The 21640-nt window shown below is 71.7% G+C and carries 26 protein-coding genes and 1 pseudogene; 8 read left to right on the top strand and 19 right to left on the bottom strand.

The window, feature by feature from the left end; all coding sequences use genetic code 11:
* Positions 1–144 precede the first annotated feature (144 nt).
* A complete protein-coding gene (locus tag WA788_RS01355; protein ID WP_335970673.1) occupies positions 145–891 on the bottom strand; it encodes an SDR family oxidoreductase in 747 nt (248 codons plus the stop codon).
* 169 nt (positions 892–1060) lie between these two features.
* Here WA788_RS01355 and WA788_RS01350 point away from each other — a divergent pair, with 169 nt between their 5' ends.
* Complete coding sequence (locus tag WA788_RS01350; RefSeq protein ID WP_335970671.1) at positions 1061–1525, top strand: hypothetical protein; 465 nt, start codon at positions 1061–1063, stop codon at positions 1523–1525.
* Here the strand turns inward: WA788_RS01350 and WA788_RS01345 are convergent, their stop codons facing one another.
* From WA788_RS01345 to WA788_RS01335, 3 genes are all read right to left on the bottom strand, one after another.
* Positions 1526–3652, bottom strand: a complete 2127-nt coding sequence (locus WA788_RS01345; RefSeq protein WP_335970669.1) for a hypothetical protein — start codon at positions 3650–3652, stop codon at positions 1526–1528.
* Between the two features lie 59 nt (positions 3653–3711).
* Positions 3712–4032 (bottom strand): hypothetical protein, encoded by a 321-nt coding sequence (locus WA788_RS01340; protein WP_335970668.1) that lies wholly within the window; start codon positions 4030–4032, stop codon positions 3712–3714.
* Positions 4033–4196: 164 nt separating this feature from the next.
* Positions 4197–5114 (bottom strand): RNA polymerase sigma-70 factor, encoded by a 918-nt coding sequence (locus tag WA788_RS01335; RefSeq protein ID WP_335970667.1) that lies wholly within the window; start codon positions 5112–5114, stop codon positions 4197–4199.
* Between the two features lie 59 nt (positions 5115–5173).
* Here WA788_RS01335 and WA788_RS01330 point away from each other — a divergent pair, with 59 nt between their 5' ends.
* On the top strand, positions 5174–6418 hold the full coding sequence (locus WA788_RS01330) for a DUF4132 domain-containing protein (protein WP_335970665.1): 1245 nt from the start codon (positions 5174–5176) through the stop codon (positions 6416–6418).
* Here the strand turns inward: WA788_RS01330 and WA788_RS01325 are convergent.
* From WA788_RS01325 to WA788_RS01300, 6 genes are all read right to left on the bottom strand, one after another.
* Complete coding sequence (locus tag WA788_RS01325; RefSeq protein WP_335970663.1) at positions 6415–7092, bottom strand: maltokinase N-terminal cap-like domain-containing protein; 678 nt, start codon at positions 7090–7092, stop codon at positions 6415–6417. The genes WA788_RS01330 and WA788_RS01325 overlap by 4 nt on opposite strands.
* A 72-nt stretch (positions 7093–7164) precedes the next feature.
* Positions 7165–7530: a MerR family transcriptional regulator gene (locus tag WA788_RS01320; RefSeq protein WP_335970661.1), complete on the bottom strand. Its 366-nt coding sequence runs from the start codon at positions 7528–7530 to the stop codon at positions 7165–7167.
* 40 nt (positions 7531–7570) lie between these two features.
* Positions 7571–8509 (bottom strand): aldo/keto reductase, encoded by a 939-nt coding sequence (locus WA788_RS01315; RefSeq protein ID WP_443033940.1) that lies wholly within the window; start codon positions 8507–8509, stop codon positions 7571–7573.
* A 107-nt stretch (positions 8510–8616) separates the two neighbouring features.
* Positions 8617–8790 carry a hypothetical protein gene (locus WA788_RS01310; protein ID WP_335970657.1) on the bottom strand — a complete coding sequence of 58 codons (174 nt, stop codon included), beginning with the start codon at positions 8788–8790 and terminating at the stop codon, positions 8617–8619.
* A 146-nt stretch (positions 8791–8936) separates the two neighbouring features.
* A complete protein-coding gene (locus WA788_RS01305) occupies positions 8937–9155 on the bottom strand; it encodes a DUF397 domain-containing protein (RefSeq protein WP_335970655.1) in 219 nt (72 codons plus the stop codon).
* Complete coding sequence (locus WA788_RS01300) at positions 9131–9988, bottom strand: helix-turn-helix domain-containing protein (protein ID WP_335970654.1); 858 nt, start codon at positions 9986–9988, stop codon at positions 9131–9133. The genes WA788_RS01305 and WA788_RS01300 overlap by 25 nt, the downstream gene beginning before the upstream one ends.
* A gap of 356 nt (positions 9989–10344) precedes the next feature.
* On the opposite strand from WA788_RS01300, the gene WA788_RS01295 reads away from it, so the two are divergent.
* From WA788_RS01295 to WA788_RS01285, 3 genes are read left to right on the top strand one after another with little or no spacing between them, the layout of a single operon-like run.
* Positions 10345–10656: a hypothetical protein gene (locus WA788_RS01295; RefSeq protein WP_335970652.1), complete on the top strand. Its 312-nt coding sequence runs from the start codon at positions 10345–10347 to the stop codon at positions 10654–10656.
* Positions 10657–10713: 57 nt separating this feature from the next.
* A complete protein-coding gene (locus WA788_RS01290) occupies positions 10714–12315 on the top strand; it encodes an alpha/beta hydrolase (protein WP_335970650.1) in 1602 nt (533 codons plus the stop codon).
* Positions 12312–12791 carry a hypothetical protein gene (locus WA788_RS01285; protein ID WP_335970649.1) on the top strand — a complete coding sequence of 160 codons (480 nt, stop codon included), beginning with the start codon at positions 12312–12314 and terminating at the stop codon, positions 12789–12791. The genes WA788_RS01290 and WA788_RS01285 overlap by 4 nt, the downstream gene beginning before the upstream one ends.
* A 34-nt stretch (positions 12792–12825) precedes the next feature.
* Here the strand turns inward: WA788_RS01285 and WA788_RS01280 are convergent, their stop codons facing one another.
* The 6 genes from WA788_RS01280 to WA788_RS01255 form a co-directional block, all read right to left on the bottom strand.
* Positions 12826–13671, bottom strand: coding sequence for an SDR family oxidoreductase (locus WA788_RS01280; protein ID WP_335970648.1), 846 nt, complete (start codon positions 13669–13671; stop codon positions 12826–12828).
* A 120-nt stretch (positions 13672–13791) separates the two neighbouring features.
* Positions 13792–14190: a hypothetical protein gene (locus WA788_RS01275; RefSeq protein ID WP_335970646.1), complete on the bottom strand. Its 399-nt coding sequence runs from the start codon at positions 14188–14190 to the stop codon at positions 13792–13794.
* A 13-nt stretch (positions 14191–14203) separates the two neighbouring features.
* Entirely contained in the window at positions 14204–14674 is a 471-nt protein-coding gene (locus tag WA788_RS01270) for a hypothetical protein (RefSeq protein ID WP_335971310.1), read from the bottom strand.
* Positions 14671–15000 (bottom strand): RNA polymerase sigma factor, encoded by a 330-nt coding sequence (locus tag WA788_RS01265; protein ID WP_335970645.1) that lies wholly within the window; start codon positions 14998–15000, stop codon positions 14671–14673. The genes WA788_RS01270 and WA788_RS01265 overlap by 4 nt, the downstream gene beginning before the upstream one ends.
* Positions 15001–15259: 259 nt before the next feature.
* A complete protein-coding gene (locus tag WA788_RS01260; RefSeq protein ID WP_335970643.1) occupies positions 15260–16039 on the bottom strand; it encodes a hypothetical protein in 780 nt (259 codons plus the stop codon).
* A 282-nt stretch (positions 16040–16321) separates the two neighbouring features.
* Positions 16322–16972, bottom strand: a complete 651-nt coding sequence (locus WA788_RS01255) for a hypothetical protein (protein ID WP_335970641.1) — start codon at positions 16970–16972, stop codon at positions 16322–16324.
* 215 nt (positions 16973–17187) lie between these two features.
* Here WA788_RS01255 and WA788_RS01250 point away from each other — a divergent pair, with 215 nt between their 5' ends.
* Together WA788_RS01250 and WA788_RS01245 are read left to right on the top strand one after the other, a co-directional pair.
* Positions 17188–17625, top strand: a complete 438-nt coding sequence (locus WA788_RS01250) for a nuclear transport factor 2 family protein (protein WP_335970639.1) — start codon at positions 17188–17190, stop codon at positions 17623–17625.
* A gap of 8 nt (positions 17626–17633) precedes the next feature.
* Positions 17634–17900: pseudogene (locus WA788_RS01245) on the top strand (GNAT family N-acetyltransferase); the annotation flags it as partial.
* Between the two features lie 91 nt (positions 17901–17991).
* Here WA788_RS01245 and WA788_RS01240 read toward each other — a convergent pair.
* From WA788_RS01240 to WA788_RS01230, 3 genes are all read right to left on the bottom strand, one after another.
* Positions 17992–19251, bottom strand: coding sequence for an MFS transporter (locus WA788_RS01240; RefSeq protein ID WP_335970637.1), 1260 nt, complete (start codon positions 19249–19251; stop codon positions 17992–17994).
* Positions 19252–19274: 23 nt separating this feature from the next.
* Positions 19275–19919, bottom strand: coding sequence for a TetR/AcrR family transcriptional regulator (locus tag WA788_RS01235; RefSeq protein ID WP_335970636.1), 645 nt, complete (start codon positions 19917–19919; stop codon positions 19275–19277).
* A gap of 72 nt (positions 19920–19991) precedes the next feature.
* Positions 19992–20579: a TetR/AcrR family transcriptional regulator gene (locus WA788_RS01230; RefSeq protein ID WP_335970634.1), complete on the bottom strand. Its 588-nt coding sequence runs from the start codon at positions 20577–20579 to the stop codon at positions 19992–19994.
* 110 nt (positions 20580–20689) lie between these two features.
* Here WA788_RS01230 and WA788_RS01225 point away from each other — a divergent pair, with 110 nt between their 5' ends.
* On the top strand, positions 20690–21637 hold the full coding sequence (locus WA788_RS01225; protein ID WP_335970632.1) for an alpha/beta fold hydrolase: 948 nt from the start codon (positions 20690–20692) through the stop codon (positions 21635–21637).
* The last annotated feature ends 3 nt before the right edge of the window (positions 21638–21640 follow it).

Here is a 21640-nt window from a genome sequence, read left to right as displayed (position 1 = left end):
CTCGCGGGTATTTCGGGGCGTTCGGACTGTATTGCCGCCCGGCACTTGCGGTCGACAGTATGCCGCAGCGGGTTTGCCGCGAGGTGAAGGAGAGGCGTCCAGCCGGACGTGGGTGGTCGGCCGCGCGGCGGAGCCGCGCGGCCCTCACGGGCGGTCGGCGGCAAGGAACTGGGCGAAGGTGCGCTGGCCGGGGCGGGCGTCGGGCGCGAGGTGGCCGCCCTGCCGGAAAGCGCGGTAGGTCCGCCCGAAGAGGGGGACGTCGAGGAGGGCGCGGCGTTGCCCGGTGGATTGGAGGTAGGTCCGGGCGAGGTCGCGGAAGGACAGCACCTCGGGCCCCCCGAAGTCGGGTACCCGTCCGGCGGGAGGGCCCCCGGCGAGGACGGCGAGCCGGTCGGCGACCTCTCCCGCGTCGACCGGCTGGTCGCTCAGCCCTGCGGGAAGCAGCATGACGGGCACCTTCGCGAGGACGGCGAGCACCCGCACCACCAGGTCGTGGAACTGCGTGGCCCGCAGCACGCTGTAGCCGACCCCGGACTCCTCGATCAGCCGCTCGACCGCGAACTTGCTGCGGTAGTACCCGTACGGCACCTCGTCCACCCCGACGATCGAGATGTACACCAGGTGCCCCACCCCCGCCTCCCGGCAGGCGGCCAGCAGATGCCGCGCCGCGTCCTCGTCACCGCCCCTCGGGTTGGACGCGCAGTGCACCACGGTGCCGACACCCTCCAGGGCCGCGTCGAGCCCCTTCCCCACCCGCAGGTCGACCCCGTACGGCGCCGGCGACCGCCGGCTCAGCACCCGTACGTCGGCCCCGCCCGCCCGCAGCCGCTCCACCACCAGCCGCCCCAACGTCCCGGTCCCCCCGGTCACCAGTGTCGACCCCGCCACCATCGCGTCCACCGCCCTCGCGCCACCGGGCGCCCCCTCGTGGAGCACCCTTCACCCAGAGGGAACCGGCGGGCCCCCGCCGATGTGACAACGCCACGCGGAGTACCCGTACGGCAAGTGGGATACGTTGAGGGTCAGAGGGTGTCGACGGACACAGGGCTGGGGGCTCGCAGTGACGAGAGGCCGATGGCGGGCGCTGAGCGCTGCCGCCGCGATCGCCGTGGTGCTGAGCGGTTGCTCCTCCGGCGGCCACAAGGACAAGCCGGCGCCCACCCCGAGCCGGAGCGAAGCCCAACTCCGGCAGCAGGCGCAGGCGAAGCTCACGAAGTCGTCCGAGGTGAAAATGCACTGGACGGGGGCCGTGAACAAGAACATGGGATTCATCAAGAGGGAAACCCACTTCAAGGACGCCCACGCCTACGTCCTGGAGGCAGCCTGCGCCGGCACCGGGGACGTGTGGTTCTCGTGGGAGATGGACGCTCCCGATCCCGCCCTCATGCCGTACGTGCATTGCGACGGCGCCGTCCTGCGGTTCCCCTTCACGGGCGACAAGCTTGAGAGCTTCTTCTTCGCCAAGGAGGACATCGACCCTCCGACCGGCGTCCTGACCTGGCAGATCATTCCCGCCAGCAGCTGATCACGACGAAGGGGTCTGGCTGCCCAGGAGCGTGGTGAAAGCCCCCCGGCCGGTGAGTCTGGCCACTACCGCCGGGTCCTCGACCCACCTGCTGTAGGTGTCCCGTTGGAGCGGCGTCATCTGCGCGATCGCTTTCTCCGTACTACCGTACTTCCGCAGCACGCTGATGAAGTCGGTGTCCGGCCCTGTGATGTACTTCGGGCCCCCACCGCGACCACGCGGGTCACCCGTATACGTGTGGGCCTTGTCCTCCCCGGGCAGTTGCAGAGTGACAGGATCGATCGACCTGAGGTTCTCGTCGGTCTCCGCGAGGTCTCCGGCGTGTGTGCCGATGGTGCTGGTCCAATCAGTGTTCAGCCGCGCGTCCTGAAGGCCCTTGATCCCGTCGACTAGGTCCTTCGGCGCCTCATCGGGCGTGGCACGGACGAGGTCCTCGATCCAGCCTTGCAGGACGCCCGTTGCGTACTCCTGGCCCTTCTCCTTGCCCATGTCCACCGCCGAGTCGAAGTTGCCGGTGGCGAGCGCGTAGGCCGTACCGATCAGCGCCGTCCGTGAGCTGGTCATCTCCTCGGCCCACGTGTCGGCCTCGTCCTGGAGCGCCTTCTCCGTGTCGGAGAACGCGGTGCCGTAGAAGTTCCCCAGCAGCCCGCTCTTGAAGCTGGAGAACTGCACGGCGTCCTGGTCCGACTTCGTCACCTTCGCGTTTTCGGCGTCATTGCTGAGGCGCTTCCTGCTCGCATCGAACAACGCGCTCATGCTCGCGGCTGCGTGCGGCTCGCGGATGGCCGCCTCCATGAAGGACTTCCAGGCGCCCGGCTGGATCTCGATCCCCTTGCGCGCGGGGTCCTGCCCCTCCGCGTACTTCTTGGGGTCCCATGAGTTGCCGGACCAGAAGCCGTCGTGCGCGGGCGAGGTGATCGCGTACTCGAGGTCGTCCCAGTGCTGGGCGATGATCTCGGAGTACAACTGCGAGACCGCCGGCAGCGGATGGAGCTCGGAGTCGTCGGACGCGTCGTGGGACGCGTTGGAGGCGATGAGCCAGGCCGTGTTGCGGTCCGACAGCGCGGTGTCGGTGGCGCGCAGGTCGATGGTGCCGGCTCTGACCGCCAGGACGAAGGCGTCGGTACGGTCGGCGGTCGTGTTGCCGCCGCCCCTGTAGAGGCCGTTCTCGATGATGTCCGGTCGCAGGGCCATGAACTCGCCCGCCGCCTCGGGGTCCTTGCTGAGCGCCTCGAAGTACTGGACGTAGTGGTCGGCCGACCAGGGGTCGGAGAAGCCGGCGCCTGGCATGCGGTCGTCGACCGCCTTGGACCGGTCCGTGGTGAAGGTGCGGTCGCCGAGCGCGACGAGGAAGTCCGTGTCGTAGGTGCCGCTGTCGACGAAGGGCATCAGCAGGTCGGGGCGGAAGTTGTGGCCCGGGTGGTTGAACCGGTCGAACCAGCCCTTCCAGAAGTCCTGCTTCTGCTTGCTGGTCTTCCCCTCGGCGGCTATGCGCGTGTACGCGCCGAACGTACGGGATATGAGGTCGCGGTCGTAGACCAGCTGGGAGTAGTTGCTGCTGGAGCCATTACTGTCGGCGGCCATCGAACTGGACAGCTCCGAGAGCCGTTTGGGCCCGAGTTCGCTGTAGAAGGCGTTGAGGAAGTCCCCGTCCTTCGAGTGCGCGGCGAGGTCGGTGAAGAGGTCTTCGGGGACCGTTCCTCCGTGGTCCTGGATCTGCTGCTCGCAGCGCTTCGCGAGGGCCTTGCCGTCCTTGGCGGACTTGGCCGCGGCGCCCGGGGTGATCATGTTGTCGGGGACGAAGAACATCGTGGTGTTCGGTGTGTACTCGCTGAGCGCCGCGGCCAGGTGCTGCCTGCGGCGGAGCCCGGGCAGTTGGTCGGACGCCCAGTGGGCGATGGTGACCAGCCGGCTCAGCGGCTGCGTGTCGATGCCGTGCTGGGCGAACCGGGTGAGGAAGCCCGCCGCGGCGTCATGGAGTCGGTTCGCGTCGTGTTGCAGCGAACTGATCGTGCCCGGGAGCTTCTTGGGGTCGATCCCCGAGAACGTTCCCGAGGTCCCGCCTTTGCCCGGCGAGGTGCCCGATCCGCCGCTTCCCGTCTGTGTCCCGCTGCCGTGATCCCCCATGCCGTCCCCCCACCGTCACTGCTGTCGTTACGCGCTGCTGCAACCCGTTACCGCTGCCGTTACTGCTGCCGTGCCTGGTCGGCACGCATCGATTTTGCCTGACTGAGCGTCACCTTCGGGTCACATTTGGCGATCTCCGCCTCGACCAGCGGTATCAGCTTCTTGAGCTGCCCGAGCATGTCCTTCCGCCGGCCTTCGGCCTCGGTGTGCCATGCGTCAGCGGTCGGCCCCACCCAGGTGGCGCCCTTGCCCACATCGGAGGAGGACTTCTTGAGGAGGCCCTCGAGTTCGTGCATCTGCTTCTGGAGATCGCCCTTCAGGGTGACCAGTTGCTCCCGCACCGGGTTGTCGACCTTGGGTTCCGACGTGTCCGCCGTCATGCGCTTCCCCTCCCCCCACGGGCGCGTGGCGCCCGCGGCCTCAGAGAGATTCTGACACGGCGGCCGCTGCGGCACGTGAGACAGAAGTCGCCAAACGCCCCGGACGAAGACCGTCCGTCGCCGCCCCCGGACCGCCCCCGTACCGCCCCCGGACCGCTCCGTCGTCAGGACAGGGCGGCGAGCTGCCGGGCCGCGAAGCCCAGCTTCTCCGGGTTCAGTACGGACCACACCCCACCGATGGTGTCCCCCCGCATCGTCATGCCGACGACCCCGTAGAGCTGCCCGCCGACCCATACCACCACCGCCGGGCCACCGTTGGACTCCAGGACGCGTACCGCGAGCCCGCCGCCCGGGGCGGCCCCGAGCTTCCCCACCGTGCCCACCAGGAAGCGCATCACCTTCACCCGGCCCACGATCGGGCGCCGCGCGGCGCTGACCTTGCCGCCGCCGTCGCTCCACCAGATCACGTCCTCCGCCAGCAGCCGTTCGAGCCGGGCGAGGTCCCCCTCACGCGCGGCGGTCACGAAGGACTCCACCAGCTCGCGCTGCCGCTCCACCGCGGGCGTGAACCGGGTCTCCCGCGCCGCCACCCGCTTCACCGCCCTGCCGTACACCTGGCGGGAGTTGGCCTCGGTCAGGTCGAGTACGCCCGCGATGTCGCGGTGGCTGTAGCCGAACGCCTCGCGCAGCACGTACACCGCCCGCTCGGTCGGGGTCAGCCGCTCCAGCAGCACCAGCAGCGCGGTGGACACCGCGTCCCGCTGCTCCGCGGACTCCAGCGGCCCGAGCGCGCCGCCGTCGGTGAGGACGGGCTCGGGCAGCCAGGGCCCGACGTACCGTTCGCGCCGCGCGCGGGCCGACGTCAGCCGGTTCACGCACAGGTTGGTGACGACCTTGGCGAGCCACGCCCCCGGCTGCTCGATCGCCGCCCGGTCCGCGCGGCTCCACCGCAGGTACGCGTCCTGCACCGCGTCCTCGGCCTCCTCCGCGGACCCGAGCAGGCGGTACGCCAGCCCGAACATCCGCCGCCGGTACGCCGTGAACTCCTCGGCGCTGCCGGCGCCGCCCCCGTCACCCGTCACGCCGCCCAGCGTGCCACAGGGCAGCGGACGTGTCGGTGCCGCCTGCCAGGATGACGGGCATGGCTGACGACGTGGACGACCTGCTGGACCCCGGCAACGGCTGGGCGGAGCGCATACGGAGCCGGGTGACGGGCCTGCCGCCGGAACTGACCGCGCTGGTGCTGCACCTCGGGCAGGCCGGCGCCTTCTGGGACTTCCACTACAAGGTCGACACCGCCTGGAAGCGGCAGACGAAGGCGCTGCTCAAGGCGGACGGCGCCCGGGAGTTGGTGGCGGGCGCGATCCGGGCCCTCGCGGCCGACGGGTCGCTGCGCGACTGCACCGACCCCGGCATCCCGTACAAAGAACTGATGGCCATGGCGTCCCGCACCCCCACCACCGCCCTCGCCTGCGGCTTCACCCTGGCCGCCGGTCACCTCGCCCGCGGCGCCTCGCCGGCCGAACTCGGGGACCTGGTCGCGGACCTGCTGACGGTGGCCCGCAAGAACGCCGCTGTCCTGGACGGCTACTACGTACGCGACGACGACCTGTCCGCCGCCGTCTTCACCGCGCTCGGCGACCTGTCGGCCATGGACGCCCTGTGGACCGTGCACCGCGAGGTCCAGCCCAGCGCCCACCCGCACCGGCACCTGGTCCGGACGGTCAAGAAGACCGCCACCCGCCTCAAGGTCCCGCCGCACCAGTTGGAGGAGCGCACCGTACCCACCCACGGCATCGGCCCGGACGGCACCTTGCTGCTGGGCCCGATCGGCCGGGGCGCGGTCTGGATGAACGTCCACTACGAAGCAGTCCTCACCGTCTCCGCCGCCGGCCGGCTCACCGTGGACTGGATCGACGTCCAGGGCGACGGCACCACCACCCGTACCTCCGCGCCCTTCCGCTCGCCCAACGGCTTCAAGGACCGGTACCTGTCGCACAACGTCGACGCGACCCGGCACCTGGCCGGCAGGATCGAGGAGACCCTGAGCGCCGAGCGCCGCCGGCTGTACGGGCTGCGGCGCGAGAACCGCCTCTGGCCGTACGCCGATTGGGCCCGCCACTACCGCGACCACCCGCTCACCGGCATCCTCGCCCGCGCCCTGGTCTGGGAGTACGAGAGCGAGGACGGCACCTGGACGGCGGCGCTCCCCCGCCCGGCCGGCTGCCTCGCCCTCGACGGCCACACCCTCGCCGTCGCGGACACCGCCCGCGTCCGGCTGTGGCGCCCCGAGCCGGCGTCCCCCGCCGAAGTGGACGCCGTGCGCGCCTTCCTGGCCGCGCACGACGTCCACCAGCCCTACGACCAGACCAAGGCGGCGGCCTAAGCGCCCGCCGCCGGGTGGAGGACCGCCAGCACCCCCGTGACGGGCGCGTCGGCGGTCGGGGGCCGCCACTGCCCGGTGAGGTGGGCGCGCGGCACCGGGTCGGTCGGCACCGGAGCGGCCGGGTCGAGCACGCGCGGCAGGTGCAGGGTGTGGGTGGCGTACGAGGGCGTCTCCACGGTGACGCGGGTGCCGTCGGGCCCGTCGACGACCTCGGTGGCGAGCGCGCCGACGGGCAGCGCGGGGCCGTTGAGGGTCGGCAGCACCGTCGGGTCGGGCGTGTCCGAGACGGACTGCGCCTGCGGCTCGGCCCGGTCCTGGATCAGCGCGAGCAACTCCGCCCGCAGCACAGGGTCGTGGACGCCGTCGTACACCCAGCGGCGCCCCAGCACGCCGTGCTCGGTGGTGCCGATCAACGCGTCCTCGGCGCCTTCGAGTTCGGCCCCGCGATACGTCAACGGCACGAAGTACGCCCGCCCTTCGCCCTCGCCCGAGGTGTCGGTGACCACCATGAACTCGATGCCCACCTCCCCCTCCGGATCGTCCAGCCGGAACCCGCCGGACTTGTCGAGGACGGGCGCCTGCCCCGTGCCGACGTACCACGGCTGAGCCGCCAGCCACGGCGCGACGAGTTCCACCTTGCTCGGCACCAGCGTGGTCTTGTGGATGAAAGCCATGCGGCCAGCTCATCCGAAGACGCGCCCACCGGTCAAGCCGACCCACACGCCAAGCAGTGGCCCGGCCATGTGTCAGTCCGTGCCAGGGGCACCGCTGTAGTGGTCGATCTTCTCGTCCAGCACGCCGATCGCCCGCCGCAGCGCCGCCACCTGCTGCTCCATCGCCGTACGACGCTCCCGCAGGAAGGCCACCCGGTCCTGCGCGGAGTGCTCGGCGCGCAGCATGGCGACGAACCCGCGCAGGTCCGTGATCCCGAGCCCGGCCGCCCGGAAGCAGGTGACCAGGCCGATCCAGAACACGTCGTCCTCGCTGTACTGCCTGCGCCCGCCCACGGTCCGAGCGATCGGGCCGATGAGCCCTTCGCGCTCGTAGTACCGCAACGTGTCGATCGACACGCCCGTACGGTCGGCCGTGGCCGCCGGGGTGAGACCGCTCATCGAACTCCCTTGCCCGCCACAGCCACAGCCACAGCCACCGCTACCGCGCCTCGGCGAAGCGCGCCGCCTGCTCTTCGTCGAGCCGCACCCCACGCACGGCGAGCGCCTCCTCGATCTGCTCCACCCCGCTCGCGCCCACGATCGGGTCGATGCCCTGCCGCATCAGCCAGGCCAGGACGACCTGGTTCGGCGTGGCCGACAACTCCCCCGCGACCTCCGAGAGCACCGCGAGCGCCCGGGCCGTCCCCGGGTGATCGTACGTTTCCGGCAGCGGCTTGTCGGCGCGGACGTACGCCCCCCACAGCAGCGAGCTGTACGACCACACGGCCAGCCCCTCCGCCCGCGCCAGGTCCAGGTCCTCCGCGGCGAGCATCCGGTGCCCCGCCTCCGCAACCGGGGTGAGCGGGCGCGGCTGCACCAGCGAGTGCCGCAACTGTACGGCGCTCCACGGCTCCACGCCCTGCTCCCGTGCCAGCCGCCGGGCCCGCTCGACGCGCCAGGCGGCATGGTTCGCCGCCCCGACCCGCAGTGCGACCCCCTTGGCGACCAACTCGCCGAACGCGCCGACCGTATCCGCCAACGGCACCGCACGGTCCTCCGCGTGCGCCCAGAGCAGATCGACACAGTCGGTGCCGAGCCGCGCCAGGCTCTCTTCCACGCCCGTGTGGACGGCCCGCGCGGACAGCCCTTCGGCGCTCGCCGGCCAGGAGTGCGGGACCAGCGGGTTCTGCCGGACCTTCGTCGCGATCCGCACCCGGTCGCGTGCGCCCGGACGGGCCCGCAGCCACGCGCCGATGACGCGTTCGCTCGCGCCGCCGACCCCGCTCGGATCGGTCCAGAAGGAGTAGCAGTTCGCGGTGTCGAGCCAGACGCCGCCGCCCGCGACGAAGGCGTCCAGGATCGCGAAGGCCCGCTCGGAGGCGACTCGGGTGCCGAAGTCCATGGTCCCGAGCACGATCTCGGGGTCTGTGGTGTTCATGCCCGCCATGCTCGGATCTGGTGCGCGCTCCAGGTCAAGCCGTGGTGGCTCATGTCGCGCGCTCCCCGCTCCGGGCCGTTCCGCGCGCTCCCGGCGAACCCGGTTCTTCAGCGCCCTGTGACGGAGAAGCCGATACGTTCTCGCAGCGCGCGGCCCTCCTCTGTCGTCGCGTACGGCGCGGCTTCGGCGTGGAGTTCGAGGAGGCGGTCACCGACCCGGACGGAACCGAGCTGGGCGAAGAAGTCCAGCGCGGTGTGATGGCGATGGCGCGAAGTCGCCATCGGACGCGGGGGAACGGTCAGGCGGTGCGCAGACGGTCGGTGCGGGCTGCGGTGACGAAGGATGCCCACGCCTCCCGGGGGGACGGCGGAATGGCGCAAACGGGGGCTGGGGGCCGGCCGTTTGCGCCATTCGGCGGCGGAGCAGTTCAGACCGTGGGGAACTCGTCGGCGCGCACCGCGCCCACGAACGCCGCCCACGCGTCGGCGGAGAACGCCAGCGCGGGACCCTGCGGGTCCTTCGAGTCGCGCACCGGGACCACACCGGCGAAGCCGTCGGCAACCTCGATGCAGTCGCCGCCGTTGCCGTTGCTGTACGACGACTTGCGCCACGCGGCGCCGCTCAGGTCCTTGGCTGCGATGAACATGTCTGGTGGTCCTCCAATGTGGTTCGAAGCAGGGCCAGGGACTCTTCCGGCGACAGCGCGAAGTCCCGGAATTGATCGTAGGCCAAGCGCAGTTCCTCCGCCTCCTCCGCGTCCTCGATGAGCTGACCGCTGACGTTGCCTTCCAGGTAGCCGATGTTGCGGCCGCTGTTCAGCCACAGCATGGTCAGCGAGCCGCCGAGCATGATGTGCGGACCGGCGTCGAACGGCATCACGTGCAGCGTGATATGCCGCATACCGGCGGCCGCAATCAGCCGCTCGAGCTGCTCCGTCCACGCGTCGGGGTCTTTCAGCGCGCTGCGAAGCGCCGCCTCATGGATCACCCCTCGGTATTCGAGCAGGTTCGTCCCGCCGAACAGCCGTGCCTGCCGAGCCATCCGCTCTCGCACCCGCCGGGCCACCTCGTCAAGGGAGGCCGTCATGTCCGTGCTCAACAAGGACGCCGCGTACCGCTCGGTCTGGAGCAGCCCGGGGATAACCCCCGCCACGAACTGCTGCATGTTCCGAGCCTCGGCCTCCACGTCCATGAAGCCCTCATACTGGCCCTGCGTCTTCTCCCGCTTGGCCAGCTCCCACAGGTCGGCGAGCAGGTCCCCGGTGTCGTAGAACTTGTCCAGCACCCGGGGCACGTCGGACGAGCCGAGCCGCTCCCCCTTCTCCAGCCGGTGCAGATACGACTGCTCGTACCTGGTCTCGGTCCCGAGCTGCATGAGGCTCATGCCCGTCCGCTCCCGGAGCCGCCCCAGCTCCTTCGCGTAGATCCGCCGCGCCGAGGGGTTCTGGTCGCTGCTCGCATTGCCGTTGCTGTCGCTCATCGCACGTTCCTTCCCTTCCAGTTGCCTGAAAGCCAGGACAAGAGCCCGGCCGCGTACGGCCGTCGAGGCGCTGACCTGGCCCCCTTCGTTTTCGTTGATCCGTCACGGCTCACCGCATTGCCTGCGGGCATGGACAAATAAGCCCCTTTGCCCGGACAAAGGCTCACCTGAAGCAGATCGTAGGACCTGACACCCCTTCACGTACACGGAACGTCAGCTTTCGCTCACGATCAGCTCAAGATCGGTCATCCTCGTCCTCACCCGTCACACGGGTCGTCCATGTCCGCCCACCCGCGCGCCCCGCGCGGTCCGCTAACGTCACGGACATCCGAGCTACGCGACCGGGGAGGGCCCAGATGACCGGACAGATGGTGGACAACCCGCGGCGCGCCTGGCTCCAGTCGCTGCTGGCGGACATGGACGAGGCGCTCGACGCGATGCGGCCCGTGCTGGACAAGCCCGCGGCCGACTTCGGGGGCGGCAAGGCGTGGATCGGGTCGGCGGAGGCGGCGCGGTTCCACGCGGACCTGGCCGGGCGGAAGAACTCCGTGCACACGTTGACCGGCGGGCTGCGGGAGGTCGTGGAGAACGCCTTGAAGGCGGAGCCGCTCCAGGTGACCGAAGGGCAGGCGCGGCAGATGCAGTCGGACCACGAGCACGGCTGGTGAGGTGGTCCGGGGGCGGGCGCCGTAGCCTGTCCCCGACTCCTCTTCCCCGGGGGCCCCATGACGAAGTTCGCGGCCATCGACGTGGCCGTGCTCGGCGAGGCCATCAAGCAGATGGACGCCGGTGCGCGCACGCTCGACGCCAACTGCCGTTCGCTGCGTGCCCAGTTCGAGCGCTACGGCCTCGACACCGCCGGTCTGCGCAAGCTCGCGGCGATCGCGTCCTGGACCCGCGACCAACTGCCCGACCTGCGGCGGCGGCACGCGCTGGCGACCCAACTGGCCAAGGGACATGCGCGGGTTGAGGTCCCCGAGCCGTATTCCGTGCCGGTCGCGGACGCGTACCTCTTCCAGCAGGCGACCTTGCGGCACGACCAGGCGGGGCTGGACCTCGTGGCGAGCGACCTGGCGAAGCACCTGGACGACGTGGACTTCCTCAAGGCGTACGCCGACGCCTCCCCCGACGGCATCACCGCCTTCCAGGGGCTGCCCGCGGTGGACGCGGACAAGCTCAGCCGGCTGCGGCTGGCCGAGCGGGTGAAGCAGCCGGACTGCCCTGCTTCCTTGCAGGAGTTGGCCGCCTACATCGACGACCCCCTGCACCCGCGTACGTATCTGCTCGGCTTCGACACCGCGGGCAAGGGCCATGTGGCGCTGTCCTTCGGCAACCCCGACACCGCGCCGAACACGGCCGTGTACGTACCCGGGGCCGGGGCGGACGGCGACGGCGGCGACGTGGACCGGTCGTTGGCGCTCTTCGAGGCCGCGAACGGCAAGCGGCCCGGCTCGACCGCGTCCGTGTACTGGCTCGGCTACGACGCCCCCGGGTGGAACGTGCCCGGTCCCGCGTCGCAGGGCTTCGCCGACACCGGCGCACCCCGACTCGCCTCGTTCGTCAGCGCCTTGCGGGCGTCGCACACCGGTCGGGGACATCTGACGGTGGTCGGCCACAGCTACGGGTCCACGCTCGTGGGCGAGGCGTGCGCGCGGTTCGGGATGCGGCCGGACGACGTGGTCTTCATCGGGTCGCCCGGTGTCACCGTGGACAACGCGTCCGACCTCGGGATCGGGGCCGGGCATGTGTGGGCGAGCCGGAAGAAGTTCGACCCGATACCGGAGTTGGGCCTTTCGCCCTCGCCGCTGCACTGGTTCGACACGCACAGCGACCGTTTCGGCAACGATCCGACGTCCAGGGACTTCGGCGGCCGTACCTTCGACTCCGGGGCGGGCACTTCCGCGGCGAACGCGCACAGCCAGTACTGGGACGCCGGGCCGTCCCTGGACAACATGGCCGCCATCGTGACCGGGCGGACCAAGGACGTCAGCGCGATGCCCACCGAGGACCGGGTCGGGGTGCTACCGAACTTCGCGGACTTCGCCGTCGATCCGCTCGCGGGCACCGAGGAGTTGGCGGGCTCGGCGCTCCAGAACGCCGGCCACGCGCTCGGCGGGCACTGGGGGCGGCCGCTGGAGGACGCCGGGGACGCGCTCCATGAGGTCGGGCAAGCGCAGAGCACCGTAGTGGGCGCGGCCGCCGACCTCGTCACCGGGGACCCGGTCGGCGCTCTCAACGACCTGGAGGACGCGGGCAGTTCGGTCATCGACAGCGGGCTGAACGTCGTACGTGCCGTGGCCGACGCCGTTCTGCGGCAACAGCCGTGACCGGGGTCCCGCGCGCGGGCAGCATCGCCGCCGCCCTCCTCACCCTCCTCATCGCCGCGTGCGGGGCCGCCCACAAGGGGGACGTCGCGCCCGGGGCCGTCTCGGCCCAGGCCCACGCGCTCGTACGGCAGACCCTCGCCGCCCTCCGCCCCACCATCGGCACGCCCGCCACCGCCCCCTACCGCGACACCTGGACCCGCTGCGGCGCCGAAGCCCCCGGGCAGCACCGTTTCCGCTACGTCTACGGCGTCGTCCTCACGCTTCCCCGCGCCCGGGCCCAGACCCTCGTCGCCGCCGCCGACGCCCTCTTCACCGCCCGCGGCTACACCCTCAACTACTCCGACGCCCCCACCCTCCGCACCACCGCGACCCTCCCCCACTCCTCCTTCGTCCTCGGGGTGGGCGTCCGGTCCGCCACCACGACGGTCCTGGAGTTCAACGCCCCGTGCGTGCCCACCCGCCCCGACCCGGCGTAGCACCCGCCCCGCCCGGCACCGTCACGTCAGGTCATCACGTCAGGTCGTCCCGCACCACGGAGTACGCCACCTCGCGGTGCGCCTCGTGCTCCGCGAGCCGTGCGACCAGCGACGCGCGCACGTCGTCGTACGTGTCCGAGCCCAGCGGAAGCCGTAGCGGCGTCGCACCGGAATCGACCAGGTCGATCATCGCGTCGGCGATCTTCCCGGGGTCGTTGGGCAGCCCGAACGTGCCGTCGGCGAGCGCGCGGCGCACCTCTCCCGCGGGCGTCCCGTCGTACTCCGGCATCGCCGGGGCCTGGTCGAGCCCGGCGCCGAAGCCGGTCGGCGTCGCGCCTGGCTCCACGATGGTCATGCCGATGCCGAACGGGGCGATCTCCTGTGCCACCGTCTCGCAGAAGCCCTCGATGCCCCACTTCGAGGCGTGGTAGTAGCCGAAGTTGGGGTAGGTCGTCTGGCCGCCCGCCGTCGAGACCTGGAGGATGCGGCCCCCTCCTTGCGCCCGCAGGTGGGGCAGCGCGGCCCGGGTGACATGGATCGACCCGAGCAGGTTCGTGTCGATCACCCGGCGGATCTGCGCGTCGTCCGCCTCTTCCACCGCCCCGAACACCCCGTACCCCGCGTTGTTCACCACCACGTCCACCCGCCCGAACGCCTCGAACGCCTCCCCCACCACCTGCCGTACCCGCTCCCCGTCCGTGACGTCCAACTCCCCCACCCACAGCCGGTCTTCCCCGTACTCCGCCCGCAGCCCCGCCACCGCCTCCGGCCGCCTCAACGTCGCCGCCACCCGGTCCCCCCTCCCGAGCAGCCGCTCCGTCAACAGCCGCCCGAACCCCGACGACGTCCCGGTGATGAACCACGTAGTAGCCGCACGCATGGTGGTGCCCTTCTCTCGATCTGCCCGACTGGTCGATGCGCTTGCGACCGTAGGACTTCGAGTTGGCTCCAAGTCAACCTGCAACTTTCGGGCGGGAGCCGGGCGGGGGCGGGCCCGGTGTCAGTCCAGGTAGACGTCGTACTGCTCGACGTCACCGGGCTTGAGCCGCAGCTTCGGGTCGGTCCTGATGCTGGACAACTCGGTGCCGAGGATGCGGCCGGTGTGCTCGTCGAGGACGAACGTCCAGCGCACGGTGCCCTTGAAGTCCACGGCGTACGCCTGGCCTTGGCGTCCCGCGCGGTCCTCGACCGGGCGGAGCGCCCGTACCCCGGACTGCCGGGCGAGCAGGCCGTCGATCGCGGCGGTCAGGGCGGGGCCGGGGGTCCACTCGCGCAGCAGCGCTTCCGTGGCGTCCATCGTCCAGATGTCCTCCACCTCGGCGCTGCCGTCGGCGTTCCAGTGGTCGCGGGTCTCGCTGACCGGGACCTGTTCCGGCTGGTGCTTGCCGTCGTCCCACATGCCGAGGGCCCATTCACGGCGGTGGGTGCCGCGGTGGGCGGCGCCGGAGTGGGTCGCGGCGTAGGCGGCGGCGCGGGCGGCGACCGTGGCGAGGGGGGGCGGTGGGGCGGGAGTGCTCCACCTTGAGGGGGGCGGGGGCGGCGGCGACGGCGGTCTGGCCGGCGCCGCCGGTGACGGCGAAGCCGATGACGGTGGCCGCGACCACGGCGGCGGCTGCGCCGAGGGACATGGAGCGGGTGGGGGTGAGGCGGCGGCGGAAGGCGGGGGTGGGGTTGGCCGGCTTGGCGGGCGTACCGTCGGCGACTTCGCGCATCAGGTGCGCTTCGAGTTGCGTGCGGCGGGTGGGGGTGAGGCCGGGGGTGGCGGGGGGCGGGAGCACCGCGCGGAGTGCGGCGAGTTCGGCGTCGTGTGCGGCGAAGTCGGCGTCGTGTGCGGCACGTTCGGTGGCTTCGGCGTCGTGTGCGGCACGTTCGGCGGTGTTCATGCGAGGTTCTCCTGAGCGGTCCGAGCCGGAATGCTGCCTGTCTGCCGTAGCTGTCCGCTGACCCCCGGGAGGTTCCGGTGCCCGACGGAGTCGCGCAGCTTCGCCCGGGCGCGCGACAGCCGCGAGCGCACCGTGCCGACGGGTATGCCGAGTGCTTCGGCCGCCGACGCGTAGTCCAGCCCGCCCCACACGCACAGCGTGAACACCTCGCGCTCGCTGCGCCGCAGCCCCTCCAGCGCCGCCTTCGCCGCCGCCACCTGCTCGGCGTCCACCAGCCGCCCGGTCACCTCGTCCGCGAAGTCCGGGACGGATTCCGCGCGGGGCATGCGCGCCAGTGCCCTCTGGTGCCGCCCGCGAGCGCCACGCCTCCAGATACGTCAGGGAGACGACGTCCTCCGCCGTGGCCCAGTTCCCCGTGGACCACAGCGCGTACCGGTACACGGCGTCCGCGTGCTCCCGGAACGCCTCGGCCAGCGCCCCCGGGTCACCCCCGCGCAGCCGATCGTAGATTGAGTGACTCACACCCCGTATTGCCCACCCGCCCCGCCCGGTTCCCGTGACCTGCGCCACGCGGCGGGGAGGGCGCTACTCCGCGTCCGCGAAGAACACGTCGCTCATCGAGGCGAACTTGCTGCCCTCGATGTGCTGGCCGCGCTTCTTGTTCATCGGGGAGAAGGCGCTGGTCTGGCCGGTCTGCATGTAGGACTTGAGGTAGGCGGACTGGCCCTTCGACTTGGCTGCCGCCAGGTCGAGGAGGGGCTGGTAGTCGGTCTGCGTCACGGCGTTCATGACGGCGAAACGGTTCGCCGTTCCGGCCGCCGCGTGCAGGCTCGCCATGGCGTCCTTCGCCTTCTCGTGGCCGTCCGCGTCGAGCGGGAACTTCGCGGGCACGTCCAGCTTCACCACGGGCCCCGTGCCGCCGGACTGGGCGATCTCCTTGCCGGCGCCGACATTGAAGTTGACCGCGATCACCGTGTAGCCCGCTTCGCCGGCCTTCTCCAGGAAGCCGGGCGAGTGCTGGTCCTTGTCGGTGATCCCGCCGACGCCGCCGTGCGTGGGGTTTCCCCAGGCGGCCGCGGGGTTGCCCGTTCCGACGCCGATGAAGAGCAGCACCTGCTTCTCCGGGTCCTTGGCCCGCGCCTCCTCGATGATCTTGTGGACCTCGCCGGCCGCCTGGCCGAGCAGTTTGACGTCGCTCTCGTCGAGCGCGCCGCCGAACCCCGAGGAGTCGCCCTTGGGCGTGGGCCGCATCTCCGGCTCCGCGCGCTGCACCGACAGCGCGCCTCCCGCGGACACGCCTCCCGCGGACACGCTCCTCGCGGTCTGCTGCCCGTCCGTCCTGGCGGCGGTCACCGCGCGCGCCACGGCCGCGTTCCCCGCGGTGCGTTGCAGGTTCAGCAGGGGGCCCTCGGGCCCGGCGGTCCTGGGTGACGGATGGACGGCCGTCGAACGGTCGCGGGCAGGGTGAGCGGTGTGCGGGGCATGAACGTCACGGCGGTGCACGGTGGTTCCTTCCACGAAGGACGGTGGCTGTGGGCCATTCTCCCCTGTTGCGGGCGGCACGGAAGGGGTTCCGGGGGTGCACCGCGGTTGACGGCAGCGGCCCGCCGGATGAATTCCGGCGGGCCGCTGATGTCGGGGCGCAGGTCAGTTCAGCGGGATGTCGAAGTTCTTCGCCGCGATGGACTTGCCGTTGGAGGTGGTGGCGGCGAGCCGCTTGTAGCGCAGGACGAGCTTCGTGGTGTCCTTGGCCGGCGTGAAGACGACCCAGCCGGTCGTGGTCTTGCCGGTCTCGGCGTCGGGGAGCGGCGGGTAGCCGGCCGCCTTGATCTCGTCGTCGAGGATGGTGGTGCTCGCCTGGTCGATGCCGTTCGACATACCGGTCAGGTAGAAGGAGTCGGCGCCGAAGGTGTCGTAGTAGGTGCTGCTCGCGGTGACCTTGACGTCGACGAGGACGACCTCCTCGTCCGCGAGCGCGGAGAACTTGCTCTTGGCGGCGGCCGACGGCTGGTACCCGCTGATGTACTTCAGGACGGTGGCCTTCTCGCCCATCACGTCGTCGGTGAACGACTTGTTCACGGTGACCGCGGTGGCGGACGAACCGCCGCTGCCGTCGGTGGTCGCGGTGGCGCTCGTGGTGGGCGCGGCGGTGGTGGTCGGCGCGGCCGACGACGTGGTGGCCGACGCGCTCGCGTCGGCCGAGGAGGAACCCGAGTCGTCGTTGCACGCGGTGAGCAGCGCGCCGCCGACGATGACCGCGGCTATCGCGGGAAGAGCTGTACGAATCCGAACTCGCATGACGCGTAACCCCGTTTCGACGCGCGACGCCGAAAGCGGCCCGGCCCGCGCGCCTCCCCCGAAGTCGCCCGTCATTCACTCGAATACTGACAACAGCCCGCAACTATACATGCGCGTACCCGAGCTCTCCCGCCCCTTTCCCGAGCTGCCGCGGGGGCGCTGCCCGGGTGCCGCCCGACCGCCGTGAGCAGCGCACCTTGGGTAGATTCCGCCTGGTGAGCAACCTTGCGAGTGAGACCGCCATCACCCATCTGATCGTCCGCTACGCGGAGTTGGTCGACACCGGGGACTTCGCCGGGGTCGGCGCACTCTTCGAGCACGCCGTGTTCGTCGGCAGCGGCGCCCCCGTCGAAGGCCGCGGCGGCGGGGTGGAGCGCATGCTCCGCGACAGCGTGATCCGCTACGACGACGGCACCCCGCGCACCCACCACGCCACCACCAACATCGCCGTCGAGGTCGACGAGGAAGCCGGCACCGCCACCGCCCGCTCCTACGTCACCGTCTTCCAGGCCCTCCCCGACTTCCCCCTCCAACCCGTCGCCGCCGGCCGCTACCACGACCGCTTCGCACGCCACGACGGCCAATGGCGCTTCACCGAACGCCGCGTCCACATCCACCTGGTGGGAAACACCACCCACCACCTCCGCGGGTGACTTTCGGGCGCAAGGCCGCCTTCCGCGCTGCCCTGGCTCGTGGCGAGGGCGGCGAACCGGTCGGCATCGCCTACGGCTACCCGCTCAGCGCGAACACGAGATGGTGGGAGCAACTCGCCGAACCGGTGCCGGACGCTATGCGCCGCGAGGACGGGCACCGCACGTTCGGCCTCATGGAACTTGCGGTGCGCGCCTGGGGCTATCGCAAGGTGGGCGAGGCTCGACCGTGGGACGGCGCCGACCTGCACGACGTCATGCTGCTCTCCTTGCGCTGAACGCACCGGCCGCTCGTTGGGCACGCGCCGGCCGTCCACCGCCAGTCCGTATGCATCCCGCACGCCGTCCGCGCCGCGCCACGCCTTTCGTTCACCCCCGGGTGGGGCGGAGGTGGTCGAGGGACCAGAGGAGGAAGGCGACGGCGGTCAGGGCCGCGGCCATGGTGGTGACGCCGGTCCAGCCCCAGGCGGAGCGTACGGCGCCGGTGGCGGCGGAGGCCGCGGCGCCGCCGAGGAAGACGGTGGTCATGTAGACGGAGTTGACGCGGGCGCGGGCGTCGGGCCGCAGGCTGTAGATGTCGCGCTGGCTGAGCACCTGGTGCCCCTGGACCGCGAAGTCGAGCAGGATGCCCGCGAGCGCGAGCAGGACGAGGTTGCCGACGCCGAGCCCGGCCAGCACCATCGCGACCAGTCCGGTGAGGATCGCCACCGCCCGCCCGGCGACACCGCGCCCGGCGTCGCCCAGCCGCCCGGCGATCGGGGCGGAGGCCGCGCCGGCGGCGCCCACGAGGGCGAAGACGGCGATGCCGTTCTGCGACATGTGGTGGCGGTCGGCGAGCTCGTACGCCACCGCCGTCCAGTACGCGGTGAACGCGCCGAACATGCTCGCCTGCGTCAACGCCCGCCGCAGCAGCACCGGTTCGGAACGCACCAGGCCGACCACCGACGCGAGCAGGGTGCCGTAGCGCGCGGTGTGCTCGGGCTTGCGGACCGGCAGCAGCTTCAGCAGCGCCAGCGACGTGAGCAGCATGACGACCGCGGAGATCGCGTAGATGCTGCGCCAGCCCCACGCGGCGGCGGCGAAGCTCGCGACGGAGCGGGCCAGCATGATGCCGAGCAGCAGCCCGCTCATCACCTGGCCGACCAGCCGCCCGCGCGACTCGGCGGGGGCGAGGTGCGCCGCGAGCGGCACCAGGATCTGCGCGACCACGGAGGTGACGCCGATCAGCACCGACACCGCGAGGAAGACCCAGAAGTCCGGGGAGAACGCGGCCACGGCGAGCGCGGCGGCGGTGACCAGCAACGTACGGGAGGCGAGCCGGCGGTTCTCCAGGAGGTCGCCGAGCGGTATGAGCAGGGCCAGGCCCAGCGCGTAACCGATCTGGGTGGCGGTCACGACGATGGTGGCGGTGCCCTTGCTCACGCCGAAGGAGTGGCTGAGCAGGCCGAGCAGGGGCTGCGCGTAGTAGAGGTTCGCGACGCTGGCGCCGCAGGCGAACGCGAGGGTGAGGATCACCCAGCGCAGGGAGCGGGGGGCTTCGGCAACGGTCGGCGCCGACGTCGCGGGAGCCGCGGTGGTCGGGGGCGCGGACGGGGACGGGCCGCTGGTCGTCATACGGTGGTTCTCCATGCTCCAGAGGGTTGAGCGGCGCATTACTGAACGCCACGTTCAGTTTGAGCAACGGGTCGAGCCGAGCTATTCCCGGCCCCCGCCCCGATCCCCGCCATCGCCTGCCGCACGGCCCGCGCGGCGAACTCCTCGTCCATCGGCTCGTGGTCGAAGAGCAGCCGGAAGTAGATCGGGCCGAAGATCATGTCGATCGTCGCGGGGATGTCGAGGTCCGGGCGCAGCTCGCCCGAGCGCATGCCCTCGCGCAGCACCTCGGTGGTGACCGCCCGCCGCGGCGAGAGCCACTGCTCGCGCAGCGCCTGCGCGATCTCCGGGTCGGACTGCGCGTCCGCGGCCAGCGCCCGCATCAGCGGACCGGCCGGGCTCTGCGTGAACAGGCGCACCGCGGCGACCGCGATGACCCGCAGCGACTCCTCGGCCGAGGCGTTCTCCGGCAGCCGCCAGGAGTCCGCCGCGCGGAGCATGAAGCCCTCCAGCGCCACCGCGCCCCTCGACGGCCACCACTTGTAGACCGTCGCCTTGCCCACCCCCGCGCGCGCGGCGATCGCCTCCATCGTCGCCGCCTTCAGTCCCCCTTCCATCATCAGATCCCCCGCCGCCGCCAGGATCGCCGCCTTCCTCGACTGGCTCCTCGGGCGCCCGCCCCTGCCCGCCTGCGGCTCCCGCACGCGATCCCGCTCCTCCACGCAATCCCTCCATTCTGAACGCACCGTTTCCACCGTACGACGCGACGCTCCGCCTCAGGCCGCGGGCAGCGCCCGCTCCAGCGCGCCGACCGTGACGTCCACGATGGCGCGCAACTGCTCCGCGCCCGCCCCGGCCCGGCTCATCACGGCGAGCGACTGGTTCACCGCCGCCGCGTGCAGCGCGAAGCGCTCCGCGTCCTGCTCGGCCATGCGGCCCGCCCGCAAGGCGGCGCGCAGGCGTCGCAACTGGAAGCCGAGCGCCTCCTTGGCGTGCGCCGCGACCGCCGGGCTCAGCACGGGCACCGCCATGGCCGACTGGGCGATCAGGCACCCGTCGGGCAGCTCGGGGTCGGCGATGCGCGCGAGGGTGACGTCGAAGAACGAGCGGACCGCCGCGACGGGCTCGGCGCCGGCACCCGCCAGCGCGGTGTCGTACTTCTCGCCGTACCGCGCGGCGTAGCGGTCCAGGCAGCGCAGGAACAGCGTGTCCTTGTCGCCGAAGGAGGAGTAGATCGAGCTGCGGTTCAGCCCGGTCGCCCGGGACAGGTCGTCGAGGGAGGTGTCGGCGTACCCGGCGCGCCAGAACTGCACCATCGCGGCGTCGAGCGCCGTGTCCACGTCGAACTGCTTCTTGCCTGCCACGTGCCTTCCCCTGCCGGTGTGTCGGTCGGTCCGCAGGTCGGTCGATCTGCCGGACGCCGCCCATCCTCGCATCTTGAACCGATTGGTTCAAGATATGTTAGCGTTCGAGCGTGACGACCGACTCCCAGAACCAGCGCCCCACAAGCAGCCCCGTCCCCGGCCTGCCCCTGCACGACCTGCCCCTGCACGACCTCGCCGGCTTCACCCACCGCTGGGTCGACGCCGACGGCGTCCGCCTGCACGCCGTCGAGGGCGGCCGGCCCGACGGCCCGGCCCTCGTCCTGCTCGCCGGCTTCCCGCAGACCTGGCGGGCCTGGCATCAGGTGATCCCCGCCCTCGCCGGCCGCTTCCGGGTCATCGCGGTGGACCTGCCGGGCCAGGGCCACTCCGAGCGCCCCGACCTCAGCTACGACACCCACACCGTCGCCGCCCACGTCCACGCCGCCGTGGCCGCCCTCGGCGTGGACGACTACTGGCTGGCCGCCCACGACATCGGCGCCTGGGTCGCCTTCTCCCTCGCGCTGAACCACGGCGACCGGCTGCACGGGGTCGCCCTGCTCGACGCCGGCATCCCCGGCGTCACCCTCCCGGAGACGATCCCCACCGACCCGGAGCGGGCCTGGAAGACCTGGCACTTCGCCTTCCACCTCGTGCCCGACCTGCCCGAGACGCTGCTCACGGGCCGCGAACGGGAGTACGTCGCCTGGTTCCTCAAGGTGAAGGCCCTCGCCCCCGACGCCTTCGACGACGCCGACCTCGACCACTACGCGGCGGCCCTCGCCGCCGACGGCGGCCTGCGCGCCTCCCTCGCCTACTACCGGGACGCCGCCGAGTCCGCGCGCAGGAACCACCAGGCACTGGAGCGGCAGCGCCTGGCCGTGCCCGTGCTCGGCATCTCCAGCAGCCACGGCTCCATCCCGGACATGGCGGCCTCGATCCGCCCCTGGGCCGACCGCGTCACCGGCGTCACCGTGCCCGGAGCAGGGCACTTCATCCCCGACGAGCAGCCCGAAGCTGTCGCCGCCGCACTCGCGGACTTCGTCACCGGCGGCCGGTGACGC

Source organism: Streptomyces sp. CA2R106 (assembly GCF_037034245.1).
Classification (GTDB): Bacteria; Actinomycetota; Actinomycetes; order Streptomycetales; family Streptomycetaceae; genus Actinacidiphila.
The sequence above is the reverse complement of the archived record's forward strand: the minus strand, read 5'-3'. Positions and strand labels throughout refer to the sequence as shown.

Coding starts and splice junctions, on each gene's coding strand:
- WA788_RS01355 (WP_335970673.1), bottom strand. CDS start 891: ATGGTGGCGGGGTCGACACTGGTGACCGGGGGGACCGGGACGTTGGGG.
- WA788_RS01345 (WP_335970669.1), bottom strand. CDS start 3,652: ATGGGGGATCACGGCAGCGGGACACAGACGGGAAGCGGCGGATCGGGC.
- WA788_RS01340 (WP_335970668.1), bottom strand. CDS start 4,032: ATGACGGCGGACACGTCGGAACCCAAGGTCGACAACCCGGTGCGGGAG.
- WA788_RS01330 (WP_335970665.1), top strand. CDS start 5,174: ATGGCTGACGACGTGGACGACCTGCTGGACCCCGGCAACGGCTGGGCG.
- WA788_RS01325 (WP_335970663.1), bottom strand. CDS start 7,092: ATGGCTTTCATCCACAAGACCACGCTGGTGCCGAGCAAGGTGGAACTC.
- WA788_RS01320 (WP_335970661.1), bottom strand. CDS start 7,530: ATGAGCGGTCTCACCCCGGCGGCCACGGCCGACCGTACGGGCGTGTCG.
- WA788_RS01315 (WP_443033940.1), bottom strand. CDS start 8,509: ATGAACACCACAGACCCCGAGATCGTGCTCGGGACCATGGACTTCGGC.
- WA788_RS01310 (WP_335970657.1), bottom strand. CDS start 8,790: ATGGCGACTTCGCGCCATCGCCATCACACCGCGCTGGACTTCTTCGCC.
- WA788_RS01305 (WP_335970655.1), bottom strand. CDS start 9,155: ATGTTCATCGCAGCCAAGGACCTGAGCGGCGCCGCGTGGCGCAAGTCG.
- WA788_RS01300 (WP_335970654.1), bottom strand. CDS start 9,988: ATGAGCGACAGCAACGGCAATGCGAGCAGCGACCAGAACCCCTCGGCG.
- WA788_RS01295 (WP_335970652.1), top strand. CDS start 10,345: ATGACCGGACAGATGGTGGACAACCCGCGGCGCGCCTGGCTCCAGTCG.
- WA788_RS01290 (WP_335970650.1), top strand. CDS start 10,714: ATGACGAAGTTCGCGGCCATCGACGTGGCCGTGCTCGGCGAGGCCATC.
- WA788_RS01280 (WP_335970648.1), bottom strand. CDS start 13,671: ATGCGTGCGGCTACTACGTGGTTCATCACCGGGACGTCGTCGGGGTTC.
- WA788_RS01275 (WP_335970646.1), bottom strand. CDS start 14,190: ATGTGGGACGACGGCAAGCACCAGCCGGAACAGGTCCCGGTCAGCGAG.
- WA788_RS01270 (WP_335971310.1), bottom strand. CDS start 14,674: ATGAACACCGCCGAACGTGCCGCACACGACGCCGAAGCCACCGAACGT.
- WA788_RS01265 (WP_335970645.1), bottom strand. CDS start 15,000: ATGCCCCGCGCGGAATCCGTCCCGGACTTCGCGGACGAGGTGACCGGG.
- WA788_RS01255 (WP_335970641.1), bottom strand. CDS start 16,972: ATGCGAGTTCGGATTCGTACAGCTCTTCCCGCGATAGCCGCGGTCATC.
- WA788_RS01240 (WP_335970637.1), bottom strand. CDS start 19,251: ATGGAGAACCACCGTATGACGACCAGCGGCCCGTCCCCGTCCGCGCCC.